Consider the following 12,847-nt stretch of genomic DNA (forward strand, 5'->3'; position numbering starts at 1 on the left):
CCTCGCGGGCGGGGGCGCGGGGGGGGCGCCGGCGGTCCGTGTGGGCCTTCCCCCGCCCCCGCGGTTGGGCTATGCCAAGGGGGTGGCCAATGGGGCCCACCCACCCCGGAGGTGGTATCGCGCTGGTGCCGGCCCACATGGACCCGGCTTGGATGCACGACTTCGTGCTCAACCATCCCAACACCACCGCCATCCTCCTCACCCGCGGACGACTGAAGTTCGTGCGTCCGGACGGAACCACTGGAACTGCCGCGCCGACCGGGTCGGTGTTCGTGGCTTACGGCCAGCGGGCTGCCCGCAACCTCAAGAGGGCGCAGGAAGACGGTGTGCTGCGTGGGAAGTTCTTTGCGATCCAGCGGGTGACGAAGGTGGCCAACGCCAACCAGGGGAGTGCCAACGATGAGTAATCAGACCGAAGGCGCTCTGCGCGTCTTGCAGTGGCTTGGAAGCATGGAGGCTCGCGTCAACAACTCGCATACCAAGGGCTGGCGTCAGGTGCCCGGAAATCTTCCGATGCACACGTGTCCGAGGGATTACGCCAAGGAGTGGGAACAGAAGGTCGCCCACCGCAAGGGAGCTGCGAACAAGCGCTTGGTGAAGGCCATCCGAGCCATTCCCGCCAGCAACAACCGCGAGCGAATGACTTTGTTTGTGAATTACGCGCTGAAAGTGGCTGTCCATCGGCAGCTTGAGAAGTTCCAGGCCAACTTGGGATTGCCCGTGATGCCGTGGGTGGACATGGATCTGTTGGGGCCCGTGAAGGAAGGGCAGGCCGATTGGCACGGACAGGTGACCGATGCCTACGTGACTGCCATGCAGCATGCAGCGCCCTTTGAGTGCCTGCTGGGAGAGGTGTTCAACGTCGTAGTGGGGGCGGGCCAAAAATCGGATTGTCAGCACTTCACGCCCTGGGACATGGCCAGTGCAATTCCGCGACTTCTCCCCGAGGGCAGGACGTTGACGGGCGACGCCATGGTGGCGCCGGTCACGGTGATGGATCCCGCGTGTGGTTCTGGAACGCTGCTGTTGGCTCAGATCCAAGGCCATCTTCGGAATGGCCATAACCGTCCTGACGCACTGAAGAACCTTGTGGTCATGGCCAATGATCGGGACCCGCTTTGCGCCGCAACGACGGCCCTCCAGTTGCTGATGAATCAGCTGGTGTGGGAACAGCCGATTGGCCTGGTCAACGTGGAGTGCAAGGACACGATCACGGAATACCTGAAACCGAAACCGGTGTTTGGCACGGTGATCGCCCATTGGACGACTGAGTCGACCACTTTCAAGGAGAACCCCCATGACGCATAAGGAAATGTCCCCTGGTCTGGCCAGTGGTCTGGTCAAAGCAATCCGTGGAATTCCCACGCGACCGAACCGTCCGTGGAATGCCCGCGAGGCCATGGAGCTGTTCGTTCAGCACACCTTGGTGAGTCTCATCCACGCGGGCAACATGATGGCGATCGACAAGCTGGGCGCATGCTTTAGCGGCCGGGCGCTCGGCTTCGCCACGTTGCAGGAACACAGCCCTCCGGTCGAGCCGTTGGCTCATGCCATCAAGGCCTATACGGACCTGGTGGGCGAGTGCCGCCCGTTCGAAGACTTGCTGGTTTGGGTGCATGCCGAGTTGTTGGCCACCAAAGGCGGGGAAGGCATTGGTCAGTTCTTTACGCCAACGGATTTGGTGGAACTGACCGCTGGTATCGCTCAGGATCATTTCATCCGTCACCCGGCCAACCCTCGCTGCTTCAGGATTCACGAGCCGGCATGCGGTGCCGGTGGGTTGCTGTTGGGCGCTGTTCGCTCGCGAATGGAAGGCTTTCCCAGCGACACGATCGAGGTGAGCGCCGTGGACCTGGATCCGTTCTGCGTGGCGATGACGGCCTTGCAGCTGCAGGCAGCCCAAGTGCTGCATGGCGTCCCGCTCAAGCACGTCGAGCTCTGGGTAGGAAACACCTTGGCTGGCCCACTGAAGCTGGGTTACATCACCAACCGGTGGAAGGGAACGGTAGAGGAGTTGTTGGAGCAAAAGGCGGTGATGGTTGTTTAGTCAAGTGTGGCCTCCCGCCCCGCCGTAACAAGCACCCGTTACACCCGTCCCAGGTGCTTGTTACGGAGGAATCTCCCGTTGATTCAATGGCTTTGCAGTCGTGTCAGTGCTTGTAACGGGTGTAACGGGTAGGTGGGTATTACTTTCCAGTGCATAGGAAGTGTGGGCTTGAATGACTCATGAGTTTTTCAAACTGATGGATCCACTTGTTACACCTGTTACACCCGTGACAAGCCTTATCTGACAAGGGTTCCAGCGGTAACAAGGGGTGTAACAAGCACCTGTTACACCTTGGTCCAAAAGTGCGAACTACCTCACGCATTTGCAGAAAATGCTGTTGAGGAAGCAGAAATTGGTTTTAGTCAAATGATCGGTATGGACAAGTTCGTGAGCTCTGTTTGGATGGAGTTGTGGCCACAACAAGGCCACATCATCCAGGAAACGAGCAATGACGAACATCCCGAGATCGAAGAAGGCGACTCAACCGCGAGACGAATTGTTGAAGGCTCGGGTAAGCCGAGCGTTCAAGCAGCGGCTACAAGCGGCGGCTGATGCCCAGGGCAAGACTCCATCGGAAGCCATGCGCCAAGCGCTGGTGGAATGGATGAGTCGCGTCCAGCAAGCCGCGTAATCAATAAAAAACCCCGGCGCCAACCGGGGTTCTAAAACGGACAACACACACATGAACGATACAACGACAACCTCGGGTGTCAATGGGCGCCCCAACAATGTCCTCTCCTTTCGAGGAAATGCGGCTCCCAAGGCCGCGTTTGGCGCACCAGCGCCCAAAGCAACCTTGAGCGATCAAGCGTTTGAGGCTGATTTCGCCGACCATCTGAAAGCGACGGAGGAGTATGCGATCGGCGGCAAGCTGCCAGATGGCGATGACGATTGCAGCTTCTTTCGATGGCTGCCTGAGCAGGGCTATTGGGACCGGTGTTCTGAGAAGGACATGGCCGCCAAGGCGCTTTCCTGGCTCCGATTGGAGCGCAAGGACAAGGCGAACGCCGGTCACGCCACCAGCTGCATCAACACCGCCGTGCTGGAGTTGATGGGTGATCGGCAATGCTGGCTGCCCAAGAAGTCCGATCGCCGGGCCATCGTTCCCCTCAAAGGGGGCTACCTTGAGATCGTCAAGCCGGACGAACCGAGCCGTGCTCCAGCTGCGGCTGATGGTGAAGAAGTCATCGATCAAGACGTCTTCTCACCCACCTACGGACAGAGCTTGGGGCTGCGGCAGGCCATCCTGTTTCCGGAAGACGTGGCGCCCTCTAGGACGCGTATCCGGGTGCTGGCGCCGAGCAAGGAACATGGCATCACTTACCAAGTGCCGGCCAAGCTGCGGCTGGACCAGGTGGATGGAGAGGGGTATTACATCCCCAAGCCGTTGGACCCCCATTCGAAGTTCGGTCAATACCTGGATCTCTTCCAGCCCGATCTGGAGGTGTGCGCGCTCTTACAGGAAGCGGTGGCCAGCTCGTTGATGTCGATCTGCTTTGAAAAGGCCTTCTTCCTGGTCGGGTCGGGCAGCAATGGAAAGTCCACGTTCCTCCACATCCTGCGCGCCCTTCACCCTCGCAACGTGTCGCTGCGCCTGGAGAAGCTGGACGGAACTTTTGCCATGGCCCCTTTGGTGGGCAAGAGCGCCTACATCGTCACGGAGACGCCCAAGGTCCTTGCCGCATCCATCCAGGAAGTGCTGAAGGCGCTCATTTCGCGTGACCCCATCCAAGTGGAGGCCAAGCGCAAGGATGCTTACACCACGCTGCCGATCGGCACCCTGTTTGCCAGCGTCAACTCCTGGTTCACGGTGTCAGGGCACGAGCACGGGTTCTGGAGAAAGGTCCTGGCCATCCCCTTCAACGTTCGAATGGGGGAGAAGACCCACGAGAGTGCGAACGGTGGAAGTGGAAAGAAGCGCGAGCCTGATTTCCACCTGCAGATCACCGAAAGCGAGGAGGAGATGGCCCAGGTGTTGGACTGGGTGCTGGAAGGAGCGCTGCGCCTCATGGAGCGAGGCGGGTTCTCCGAGAAGCTGCCCGATGCCGTGGTCGCACTGGCCGAGCAGAACCGAATGGAGTCGGACACGACCATGGCCTACATGGCGGACCGCGAGGCAACCTACGACAGCGGTGTTTGCACCGACAAGACCGCCATCTATGCCGATTACCGCCAATACGTGTTGGAGGAACTGGGTAAGAAGCCCGTCAACGCGGAAGACTTCTGGAAGCGCGTTCGCGAGAAGTTTCCCGAGGCCGGCATCTACCAAATCTCCCATGGGGGCAAGAAGCCACGTGTGGCAGAGATTCGGATTGCTGGGATCAAGCCGTTGAGGGACTTGGCCGATCTGGAAATGCCTGTATGAGCACCTCATCCGACGATCTCCAATCTCGCTTTGCCGAAGCCGCCCTGGCCGGCAACCTCGCCGAGTGCCAGCGGCTCCATGCCCTTGGTGCCGACGTGAACCATGCCGACAAGGACCGGTTCACCCCGCTGCACGAAGCCGCCCAAGGCGGACATCCCGAGGTGTGCGAATGGTTGATCGGGCAGGGGGCGCAGGTGGACGCCGTCGACAAAACGAACAACACCCCGCTCCACGAAGCCGCTCGGTTCAACCAACCCCAAGCAGTGATGTCTCTGGTCAACGCGGGGGCAAGTCTCGAACGCCCAGGATACGAAGGACGAACGCCGCTCTATCAAGCCGCGCTCTACGGGTCCAAGGATGCGTTGGAAGCGCTCATTGCCGCAGGGGCGGACGTCCACGCCCGCATCGGCTACACGCAGTGGGACACCGTGACCCGGAAGCTAATCTACGACGCCCAGGTCGTGCGGGAAACGACGTTCAGCAACGCCACGGCTCTGCATGCCGCCGCGCAAGCTGGGGCCAACTGCTCATCGCCCAACCGGCCCGATCACTTGGGGTGTGCAGAAGCGTTGCTGGCCGCTGGGGCGGACATCGGGGCGAAAGAACGGGTGAGGGCGACGTTGAAGAACGTGCTGCCAACTGGGGATGAGGTTGAATCTTCCTTTTCACTGCTGCCGCTCAACGCGGCCACCACCCAGGACATGGCCAAGCTCCTCGTGGCCCACGGGTCACCCCTGGAAGGCAACCCATCCCCGTTTGCCAGTGCCGTGGGCGTTGTGAAGGGGCAGCAAGGCATGGACATCGCGGCCTTCCTGTTGAACCAGGGCTACCGGCCCAACGATCACGATCGGAAGGTCATGGCGAAAGTGGGGATGGAGCCAGGTGCGCTCGACCACCGGGCTCATGAGATGCGCTCGGAGGAACGGCACAGGCGCCTGGAAGAAACGTTGAATCAGGCCTCGCCCGCCGTAGCCCATGGCAGCAGCCCAAGTGCTCCATGCATGGTCATCGGCGGGGCGTTATGGAGCGCCCGCAATGACGTCAAGGCGCAGCCAGTCGCCGTCCAAGAAGCACCCCGCCAACGGATGCGCCTATGAGATCGCGTGACAGGTTTGAGATGTCTCTTCACGAGGCCGCACGTTTGAACCGCCCGGACATGGTGCTTGCCCTGTTGGAGGCTGGCGCCGACATTGAAAGGCCGGATGAGGAAGGTCGAACCCCGTTATGCCTCGCCGCGCTCTATGGGTCCAAAGAGACTTTGAAGGCCTTGATCGGCGCGGGCGCCGATGTTAATGCTCGCATCGAACATTCCACATTTGTAGGTGCGCAGAGGCAGCAGACAGGGTTTCTGAGGCAAGTCGCCGGAACGACTGCGCTGCACCTGGCCGCGGAAGCGGGAAGGCGATATGCAACGCCAAACGCTCCCGACCACCTTGGATGCGCACAACTGCTGTTAGCGTATGGAAGTGATGTTGGTGCGGAAGAATTGACTAAGGAGACTCGGATCATCGCAGGAGTCAAATGTGACGAGCCTCATCTGGTCAGCAGCTTTGTCCCACTGAATTATGCGGGCACGTTAGAGATGGCCAAGTTGCTTGTTGCCCATCGATCCCCCAGGAGCACAAGCGATTCACCCATCGTCAGTGCGGTGCGCATGCTGGAGGGTTGTCGAGGGTTAGACATCGCGGCCTTTCTGTTCAAGGAGGGGTATGAACTGACCGAAGGCGCGTGCGCCGTGATGAAATGGTTAGGCATTCCACCTGGCATGCTGATTCATCGAGCTTACGAAATGCGCGCGGGTGAGCGACACAAGCGCTTGGAAAGGCAGCTGCGCCAAGCATCGCCTGGCTCAAGGATGCGTTTGTGACCGGGGCTTGCCAAATCCCGACGCCGTCGCATGCTGAAGCCATGGACCCTTCCGACGCCCTCCACGAAACCGCCCTCGATCGCCAGGACGCCCTGACGGCTTCCCCCCGTTTCGTGGTCCTGAAGACCCCCGCCGGCATCAGCTTCCAACTTCAGGACGACGACGGCGACCCTGACGCCCGATTGACCATCGACCGGGCGTTGGCGCTGCTGGTAAACGCCCTAGAGCAAGGCAGCGCAGTGACCATCCACGCCTGACGTATCCATTCACCAATCCGGCGCCGCCGACAGGGTGCCTTTCCTTTCCCAGGAGAGCCCTGTCGTGTCCGATTCCACTTCTGAAAGCTTCCTCCAGCGCCACTCCCGCGACGTCGCCGAACGCCTGATCCGTCAAATGGAAGAGGGCACCGGCCCCTTCGTCCAGCCGTGGGACGCGCGCATGGACCTCGGGCTGCCGATGAACCCCACGACTGGCAAGACCTACAAGGGCGGCAACTTGCTTCACCTCTGGGCCCTTCAGACCGCATGGGATGTGAAGGACAACCGGTGGATGACCTACAAGCAAGCCGCGGCCGTGGGCGCCCAGGTTCGCAAGGGTGAGAAGGCCAGCGTCATCGAGTATTGGGACTGGTCACCGGTCGAGGAGGCGAAGAAGAGCGGCGATCCCGAGCTCATCACCAAGGCCCACCCCAAGGTGTTCTTCCCCCGGGTGTTCAACGCCTCGCAGATCGACGGGTTGCCAGACCTGGTGCTGGCGGCACCGCGGCCCGAACCGGAGATCCACCAGGCGTGTGAGAAGGTCATCCGGGACAGCGGGGCCGAGATCCACCACGACGGGGGCAACCAGGCGTTCTACCGCCCGATGACCGACAGCATCCACATGCCCGAGCGCAACACCTTCCACTCGGCCAGCGGCTACTACGCCACCGCCCTCCACGAACTGGCCCACTGGACCGGCTTCCCAACCCGATTGAACCGCCCAATGAAGGGCGGCTTCGGCAGCGAGGATTACGCCAAGGAAGAGCTGGTGGCGGAGGTGAGCAGCATGCTGATGGGCGAGCGCCTGGGCATTGGCCACGACCCCACCCAGCACGCAGCCTACGTGAAGTCGTGGATCAAGATCCTGCGCGCCGACCCGCGCGAAATCTTCCGCGCCGCTGCGGCTGCCGAGCGGGTGGTGGAGTTCTTGAAGGTGCCCGAGCTCGTGCACGAGCCCCTGGCGAAGGTGGAGCGGGAACAGACCTCGGTGGCGGCCAACCGGCAGGAGCTTGAGAAACCTAACGACGAAAAGGTTCGCGCCAAAGGGCGTGCGAAGACCAAGCAGCGAGAACATGTGATGGTGGCCTGATCCCCTTGCGGGTTCTCCATTTCGAGTTATGCATAGGGATACCTACTCACGAAATGGAGGTGTCTCTTGAAGCCCATCGTTCTTGCCCTTGCTCTGGCCCTCGTTGCCCCCACGGCCTTTGCTGCCGACAACACCTCCGCTCGCCGCTACGGCACCTCCGAAGGCTTGTCCGTCCAGGACGCGCGACTGGGGGAAGTCCTGATGGTTCGCCCCGTCCAGCTCAAGAGCGACAAGAAGGTCAACGCCGGTTCGGCCATCGGGGCCGCGGTGGGCTACGGCGCAGCCCGCAAGGTGGACGGCGACTACCGCAATGCCGCCCGCGTGGCCGGGGGCGTCATCGGTGGGGTGGCCGGCACGGCCATCCAGAACGGTCTGTCTGGCCGCCGAGCCATCGAGATCTACGTGCGCGACCTGAGCGACAAGCGGCAGCGTGTCATTGCGATCGTCCAGGACGCCGACGTGGACGTGCGAGAGGGTGATCGGGTGTTCCTGGTGGGGAAGGGAAGCAAGACGCGGGTGGTGCCTGTTCCCGCTGACCGGAACTCCGCCTGCGACGCCACGGGGTGCTACGGCATGGCTATTGGTCAGGATGTAGACGCTCCTGCCTGTGCTGACGATTGTCAGCCGTTAGCGCGGCAGTCATTGCCGGACAGTGATTGCCTCACCGCTTGTGGCACTACGCCAACCGGTTTCACCAGTGGCATGGGAGCTCGCTGATGACCTGGTCACCATTTCGCCCCAAGCGGGGCACACTTCCCATGACGCTTGAATCCTTCAAGCAGTCGCCGGGCAAGGTCGTGATGGACGAGAACGGCTATGCCGGTCTTTCGCCCGAAGCGGTGAATCAGATTGAACGCCTGCGAAAGAGCAAGGGGTGGGGTGTTCACGTCGGTTCCGAGCCGGCGACGGTCTGGTGGCAACGTCTTTTCCGGCGGACGGTTACCGCCCCCGGCAAGAGCGACTTGCCATTGAAGTTGAAGGTCGTCCCCTTATCGCCTACCCGTCCTGGTCCTTACGTGCCGGATGCTCCTTCGTCGCCGGGCATGTCGGCCGGCATCCTTCGGCCCTTAGTTGGCCGTGGTCGAAGTGAGGCGAACTGATGGACACCAACGTTGATGAACTGGAAGTCGAATTAGCGTCGCAAAAGCGACGGCATGAAGTTGTTCTCTCTGCCATCCAAGGGCTTCATGAGCGACACCGGGAAGAGCTGAAGCATAGTTTCTGGACGGGGGTTGCTGTTGGTGCACCTGCCGGTGTGATCGCATGGGTTCTGGGTTGGGCATTCGCATGATTATTCTAGGCCCAGCTCTTTTCATCCTGATGAGTGTCGCATTCTTCTGGGCATCCAAACAGGCGGGTCGAGGTGTGGCTATAACGCTTGCGTTTGGTCGACTTGCTTTTTCAAAGCAGGTTCCGACGCATTTCAAGGCATCGAGCTGGACGTGGATATTGTTCGCCACCTCGATTCTGGTTACGGCGGTTGGAATTTCGGCGTTGATCTATGGTGGATGGCGAATATTCTACGGCGCTCTTGTTCTCGGAGATGCTGTTGTCGTCACCTCGGTTGCAATCGTCCTATCGGTTTGCAGTATTTTCTTTGTGAGCGGCTTCTCCTCCTTCAGAGGATTTGAGTCGTGAGCACCACCTCCCACGGCCATCTCCGCCCCGACCCGGTCGACCTGCGCGATCCACGCGATTTCCTGTTCGAGGCCGACGGGCAGCGCGACGCGTTGCTCCAGGCCCTCTACGACGTATCGCTGGTCAACCGGCGGGACGTGGACGCCATCGACAGCGTGCTGGACGCCCACCGACTGGCCTACGGCGAGCCCGAGCAGGTGGCCTACGCTCAGCAGCGGGATGGCCTACATGACCGGCCATTGCCTTTGGTGAGCAGCGATGGGGGCGTTGGTGATCTTGGCCTCCAGCGCTACCTGGACGAGCACCGCGCTTGGAACCCGGTCACCCAGCGGGAGCGCGAGCTTTGCTCGCAGACAGAGGTGGTGGACGTATGAGCTTGTCTGCTTACCGTGTGGCTCGGAATGACATGCGTGCACTGCGACGCCAGACGTTGGCCAAGGTTTTCCGTTCCGGGATGACGGCCATCGAAGCATCGCAAGCGCTCGCCATGGAACTGGGCTACAGCTTCACGGACACCACCATTCATGCCGACCTGAAGGCGCTGGGGCTCACCCCTGTATCAGGCACCGAACGGGTGAGGGCGATGACCAAGGCCCGCCGCTTGGAGGTCCAGAAGGGCGTGCTCGCGGGGGAGTCAGTCCAGTCCCTTGCCGAGCGGTTGCACGCCCCGGTTCACACCATCAAATCCGACTGCCATGTCCTGGCCGAATCCGGCGACTTGCCCCAGGACATGCTTGCACGGGGGCGTGTCCAGCGCCGTCTCGCCGCCATGACGGCGGACATGGTCCGCCTGGGGCCTGAAGTCCGAGCGGCCTATGAAGCGTTATGGGAAGCGGTGGCGGACGATGCCGATAAATTTCCAGGGAGTTTTCCATGAGCCTCATTCGTCGCACTGCTTCCTGGTGGAACGCACGCCATGATCAAGCCCTCTACAGCCCATCCCTTCAGAAGGCGCTGGATGAGCGGCTTCGAGAAATCGCGGATGGGCGCGATAAGTTGATCGAACGAAGCATTCAGCTTAAAGGTGCTCTACATTCAATGAAAGTGGTCAGTCCGTCATTGCATGATGTGCTCTGCGACATAGATGCAGCTCCCACCATGAATGACGTTTGGTCGGCCTTGATGGACCCTCAGGTTGGACGCGGATTGAGTCAACGAGTGAGGTCCGAATGCGAGCAATGGATAGTAGATTGGATTCAGCCTACCCCTAGAAGTCATAGGGATGGCGTAGTGGAGCCTGCAGTCCGAGTGTTGCGACAGTTGCCTGACGATGCCGGACTCGATCTGGGGTGCATGACTAACACTAAGACAGATGCGTTTGCCATCGTTCTGAAGGAAATGGCCGAGCAGTCTATGGCAGCCCATAGGGTCGCCCTGGCCGCTAAGCTCGATGCAGCGCCCGTCAACCTTGAAACACCCAAACCTCGCCAGCGTTTCTGAACCTTGCTTCGCAGTTTCTTTGAACCCCTTGCCAACCGGCCCCCCAGGGTTTTGCCGTGGTGGACGTGCCGGGCCAGCCCAACGTGCCCGTCAGGGTGGGCGGCCGGGTGGTGGGCCAGACCGACGCCAAGGGCCGCTTGGTGACCGGCGACGTGGCGGCCTTGGTGCCCACCACCGTGCGCATCGACGACAAGGCGTTGCCCTTGGGGACCCAAGTGGGCGAGACCGAAAAGACCGCGATGCCCGGCCGCCTGACCGGCATGCACGTGGCCTTCCCGGTCCTCACCGAAACGGCCCGCGCCTACACCCTGACCGGCACCGCCATCCCACCCGAGGTCATCGCCCAGACCGCCCGCTAGACCACCTTGGTGGGTTTCGAAGGGGCGCTCTATCTACTGCACCCGGAACCTGGGCAGGTGGTCGAGGTGACGGGGGTCTGCAACGCCCAGCTGCCTCCGGACCTAGGGTCTGCGCAAACGGTGGTGCAGCTCACCTGCCAGTGATCAGCCAACCCTTGGATAACAAAGGGTTGGGCCGTCTCATAGCCTGCGAAACTGGCCCCGTATCATTGAGCTGAACGATACTTGGGGCCTGTCTTAGGGGATCACTGGATGCCACTGCTTTCTTGGTTCAATCGCGACGCTGACCTGACGCGCGCCGCCCTGGCTCCCTACCGGCTACTGGAGCCGGTCGCCAAGCTTTCCTACGGGGAGGAGGACTCCCCCAACATGCTCATCGAGGGGGACAACCTCGATGCGCTCAAGGCGCTGCTTCCTTACTACGCGGGGCAGGTGAAGTGCATCTTCATCGATCCGCCCTACAACACTAAGTCGGCGGTCAGTGAGCACTACGATGACAACATCGAACACTCTCAGTGGTTGTCGTTGATGTATCCACGCCTGGAGCTACTGAAGGAGCTTCTGGCCGAGGAGGGGTCCATATGGATCACGCTGGATGACAACGAAGCACACTACTTCAAGGTCATTGCGGACGAGGTGTTCCAACGGAAGAACTTCATGGCGGATATAACGTGGCACCGAAAGATATCTCCTGCCAACGACGCCAAGCATTTCAGCAATGACAACGATCACCTCTTGGTCTATGCAAAGAATAAAGACAAGCTTTCGGTCAATCGGTTGGCAAGAACAGAAAAGAACAATGCCGTCTTCAAGAATCCTGATAACGACCCTCGCGGCCCTTGGAATTCGGTGACCCTGACTGGCAACAAGACCAAGGATGAGCGCCCAAACTTGTATTTCATGATCACTGGCCCGCAGGGCCAAGAGGTGTGGCCGCCAGATGGCCTGACTTGGCGCGCCAGTCCAGACACCTATGCCGAAATGGCGACAAATAAGCTGATCTACTGGGGGAAAGACGGTTCGTCGCGCAGCCCTCGCATCAAGCGCTTTGCAGATCAAGCCAAGCCGGTGATCCCTAGGAGTCTCTGGCATTACGACGATGCAGGGCATACCCAAGAGGCCATGCTTGAGTCCAAGAAACTCTTCGGGCCTTCCGCGTTTTTCGGAACGCCCAAGCCGGAGCGCTTGATAAAGAGAGTGTTGGACATCGCAACGAATCCGGGGGATCTGGTTCTCGATAGTTTTCTGGGCTCTGGAACCACATCTGCCGTAGCCCATAAGATGGGGCGACGTTGGATCGGTGTTGAAATGGGCGAACATGCGCGCAGCCATTGTCAGTCGCGTATGTCGAAAGTGGTTGATGGGGAGCAAGGCGGGATTTCTGAAGCCGTGGAGTGGAAGGGCGGTGGTGGCTTCCGCTTCTACAAACTGGGAGTGCCTGTGTTTGATGAGGGTGGGCATATCCGGGAGGGCATCCGCTTCGAACATCTAGCGGCGCACGTTTGGTTCGCCGAGACCGGCACCGCGCGATCCACACGCGCACCAAAGAAACCCTTTTTGGGCGAGCATCATGGGGTGGGCTATTACCTGCTGTTCAACGGGATCCTGGGCGATGAAAGCAAGGCTGGCGGCAACGTGCTGACCAAGAGGGTGTTGCGAGGGCTGGAGCCGTTCGAAGGACCCAAGGTGATTTACGGTGAGTCCTGCGACTTGCCGAAGGAGCGGCTGGAAGAGCTCCAGATCACGTTCAAGCAGACCCCCTACGACATCAAGGCGCGTTGACG

Annotated in this window: 18 protein-coding genes; all 18 read left to right on the forward strand. The window is 60.6% G+C overall.

Annotated elements, in window-relative coordinates:
- Positions 1-89 precede the first annotated feature (89 nt).
- The 18 genes from ACVOMF_RS00005 to ACVOMF_RS00090 all read left to right on the forward strand — a co-directional run bounded on the left by ACVOMF_RS00005 (position 90) and on the right by ACVOMF_RS00090 (position 12,845).
- Positions 90-407, forward strand: coding sequence for a hypothetical protein (locus ACVOMF_RS00005; RefSeq protein ID WP_481507523.1), 318 nt, complete (start codon positions 90-92; stop codon positions 405-407).
- Positions 400-1,308 (forward strand): DNA methyltransferase family protein, encoded by a 909-nt coding sequence (locus ACVOMF_RS00010; RefSeq protein ID WP_481507524.1) that lies wholly within the window; start codon positions 400-402, stop codon positions 1,306-1,308. The genes ACVOMF_RS00005 and ACVOMF_RS00010 overlap by 8 nt, the downstream gene beginning before the upstream one ends.
- Positions 1,298-2,047 carry an N-6 DNA methylase gene (locus ACVOMF_RS00015; protein ID WP_180849840.1) on the forward strand — a complete coding sequence of 250 codons (750 nt, stop codon included), beginning with the start codon at positions 1,298-1,300 and terminating at the stop codon, positions 2,045-2,047. Before ACVOMF_RS00010 ends, ACVOMF_RS00015 begins: the two co-directional genes overlap by 11 nt.
- A gap of 366 nt (positions 2,048-2,413) precedes the next feature.
- On the forward strand, positions 2,414-2,599 hold the full coding sequence (locus ACVOMF_RS00020) for a hypothetical protein (RefSeq protein WP_481507525.1): 186 nt from the start codon (positions 2,414-2,416) through the stop codon (positions 2,597-2,599).
- Positions 2,600-2,729: 130 nt separating this feature from the next.
- Positions 2,730-4,412 (forward strand): DNA primase family protein, encoded by a 1,683-nt coding sequence (locus tag ACVOMF_RS00025; protein ID WP_481507526.1) that lies wholly within the window; start codon positions 2,730-2,732, stop codon positions 4,410-4,412.
- A complete protein-coding gene (locus tag ACVOMF_RS00030) occupies positions 4,409-5,509 on the forward strand; it encodes an ankyrin repeat domain-containing protein (RefSeq protein ID WP_254573920.1) in 1,101 nt (366 codons plus the stop codon). Before ACVOMF_RS00025 ends, ACVOMF_RS00030 begins: the two co-directional genes overlap by 4 nt.
- Complete coding sequence (locus tag ACVOMF_RS00035) at positions 5,506-6,279, forward strand: ankyrin repeat domain-containing protein (RefSeq protein WP_481507527.1); 774 nt, start codon at positions 5,506-5,508, stop codon at positions 6,277-6,279. The genes ACVOMF_RS00030 and ACVOMF_RS00035 overlap by 4 nt, the downstream gene beginning before the upstream one ends.
- Before the next feature lie 41 nt (positions 6,280-6,320).
- Positions 6,321-6,536 carry a hypothetical protein gene (locus tag ACVOMF_RS00040; RefSeq protein ID WP_254573922.1) on the forward strand — a complete coding sequence of 72 codons (216 nt, stop codon included), beginning with the start codon at positions 6,321-6,323 and terminating at the stop codon, positions 6,534-6,536.
- A 64-nt stretch (positions 6,537-6,600) separates the two neighbouring features.
- Positions 6,601-7,626 carry an ArdC family protein gene (locus ACVOMF_RS00045; protein WP_481507528.1) on the forward strand — a complete coding sequence of 342 codons (1,026 nt, stop codon included), beginning with the start codon at positions 6,601-6,603 and terminating at the stop codon, positions 7,624-7,626.
- Between the two features lie 201 nt (positions 7,627-7,827).
- A complete protein-coding gene (locus ACVOMF_RS00050; RefSeq protein ID WP_481507529.1) occupies positions 7,828-8,343 on the forward strand; it encodes a hypothetical protein in 516 nt (171 codons plus the stop codon).
- Positions 8,343-8,726, forward strand: coding sequence for a hypothetical protein (locus tag ACVOMF_RS00055; RefSeq protein WP_481507530.1), 384 nt, complete (start codon positions 8,343-8,345; stop codon positions 8,724-8,726). The genes ACVOMF_RS00050 and ACVOMF_RS00055 overlap by 1 nt, the downstream gene beginning before the upstream one ends.
- On the forward strand, positions 8,726-8,917 hold the full coding sequence (locus tag ACVOMF_RS00060) for a hypothetical protein (RefSeq protein ID WP_481507531.1): 192 nt from the start codon (positions 8,726-8,728) through the stop codon (positions 8,915-8,917). Before ACVOMF_RS00055 ends, ACVOMF_RS00060 begins: the two co-directional genes overlap by 1 nt.
- The gene (locus ACVOMF_RS00065) at positions 8,914-9,264 is read left to right on the forward strand and encodes a hypothetical protein (RefSeq protein WP_481507532.1); all 351 of its coding nucleotides are present in this window, start codon (positions 8,914-8,916) and stop codon (positions 9,262-9,264) included. The genes ACVOMF_RS00060 and ACVOMF_RS00065 overlap by 4 nt, the downstream gene beginning before the upstream one ends.
- On the forward strand, positions 9,261-9,638 hold the full coding sequence (locus ACVOMF_RS00070) for a hypothetical protein (RefSeq protein ID WP_448478782.1): 378 nt from the start codon (positions 9,261-9,263) through the stop codon (positions 9,636-9,638). The genes ACVOMF_RS00065 and ACVOMF_RS00070 overlap by 4 nt, the downstream gene beginning before the upstream one ends.
- A gap of 32 nt (positions 9,639-9,670) precedes the next feature.
- Positions 9,671-10,141 (forward strand): hypothetical protein, encoded by a 471-nt coding sequence (locus tag ACVOMF_RS00075; protein ID WP_481507533.1) that lies wholly within the window; start codon positions 9,671-9,673, stop codon positions 10,139-10,141.
- Positions 10,138-10,704 (forward strand): hypothetical protein, encoded by a 567-nt coding sequence (locus tag ACVOMF_RS00080; RefSeq protein ID WP_481507534.1) that lies wholly within the window; start codon positions 10,138-10,140, stop codon positions 10,702-10,704. Before ACVOMF_RS00075 ends, ACVOMF_RS00080 begins: the two co-directional genes overlap by 4 nt.
- A 56-nt stretch (positions 10,705-10,760) precedes the next feature.
- Complete coding sequence (locus ACVOMF_RS00085) at positions 10,761-11,063, forward strand: hypothetical protein (protein ID WP_481507535.1); 303 nt, start codon at positions 10,761-10,763, stop codon at positions 11,061-11,063.
- A 252-nt stretch (positions 11,064-11,315) separates the two neighbouring features.
- Positions 11,316-12,845 (forward strand): site-specific DNA-methyltransferase, encoded by a 1,530-nt coding sequence (locus tag ACVOMF_RS00090; protein ID WP_481507536.1) that lies wholly within the window; start codon positions 11,316-11,318, stop codon positions 12,843-12,845.
- Positions 12,846-12,847 lie beyond the last annotated feature (2 nt).

The sequence above is a fragment of the Stenotrophomonas sp. STEN022 genome (assembly GCF_056760155.1).

Coding starts and splice junctions, on each gene's coding strand:
- ACVOMF_RS00025 (WP_481507526.1), top strand. CDS start 2,730: ATGAACGATACAACGACAACCTCGGGTGTCAATGGGCGCCCCAACAAT.
- ACVOMF_RS00065 (WP_481507532.1), top strand. CDS start 8,914: ATGATTATTCTAGGCCCAGCTCTTTTCATCCTGATGAGTGTCGCATTC.
- ACVOMF_RS00080 (WP_481507534.1), top strand. CDS start 10,138: ATGAGCCTCATTCGTCGCACTGCTTCCTGGTGGAACGCACGCCATGAT.
- ACVOMF_RS00075 (WP_481507533.1), top strand. CDS start 9,671: ATGCGTGCACTGCGACGCCAGACGTTGGCCAAGGTTTTCCGTTCCGGG.
- ACVOMF_RS00030 (WP_254573920.1), top strand. CDS start 4,409: ATGAGCACCTCATCCGACGATCTCCAATCTCGCTTTGCCGAAGCCGCC.
- ACVOMF_RS00010 (WP_481507524.1), top strand. CDS start 400: ATGAGTAATCAGACCGAAGGCGCTCTGCGCGTCTTGCAGTGGCTTGGA.
- ACVOMF_RS00090 (WP_481507536.1), top strand. CDS start 11,316: ATGCCACTGCTTTCTTGGTTCAATCGCGACGCTGACCTGACGCGCGCC.
- ACVOMF_RS00020 (WP_481507525.1), top strand. CDS start 2,414: ATGATCGGTATGGACAAGTTCGTGAGCTCTGTTTGGATGGAGTTGTGG.
- ACVOMF_RS00035 (WP_481507527.1), top strand. CDS start 5,506: ATGAGATCGCGTGACAGGTTTGAGATGTCTCTTCACGAGGCCGCACGT.
- ACVOMF_RS00060 (WP_481507531.1), top strand. CDS start 8,726: ATGGACACCAACGTTGATGAACTGGAAGTCGAATTAGCGTCGCAAAAG.
- ACVOMF_RS00055 (WP_481507530.1), top strand. CDS start 8,343: ATGACCTGGTCACCATTTCGCCCCAAGCGGGGCACACTTCCCATGACG.
- ACVOMF_RS00005 (WP_481507523.1), top strand. CDS start 90: ATGGGGCCCACCCACCCCGGAGGTGGTATCGCGCTGGTGCCGGCCCAC.
- ACVOMF_RS00015 (WP_180849840.1), top strand. CDS start 1,298: ATGACGCATAAGGAAATGTCCCCTGGTCTGGCCAGTGGTCTGGTCAAA.
- ACVOMF_RS00050 (WP_481507529.1), top strand. CDS start 7,828: ATGGTTCGCCCCGTCCAGCTCAAGAGCGACAAGAAGGTCAACGCCGGT.
- ACVOMF_RS00040 (WP_254573922.1), top strand. CDS start 6,321: ATGGACCCTTCCGACGCCCTCCACGAAACCGCCCTCGATCGCCAGGAC.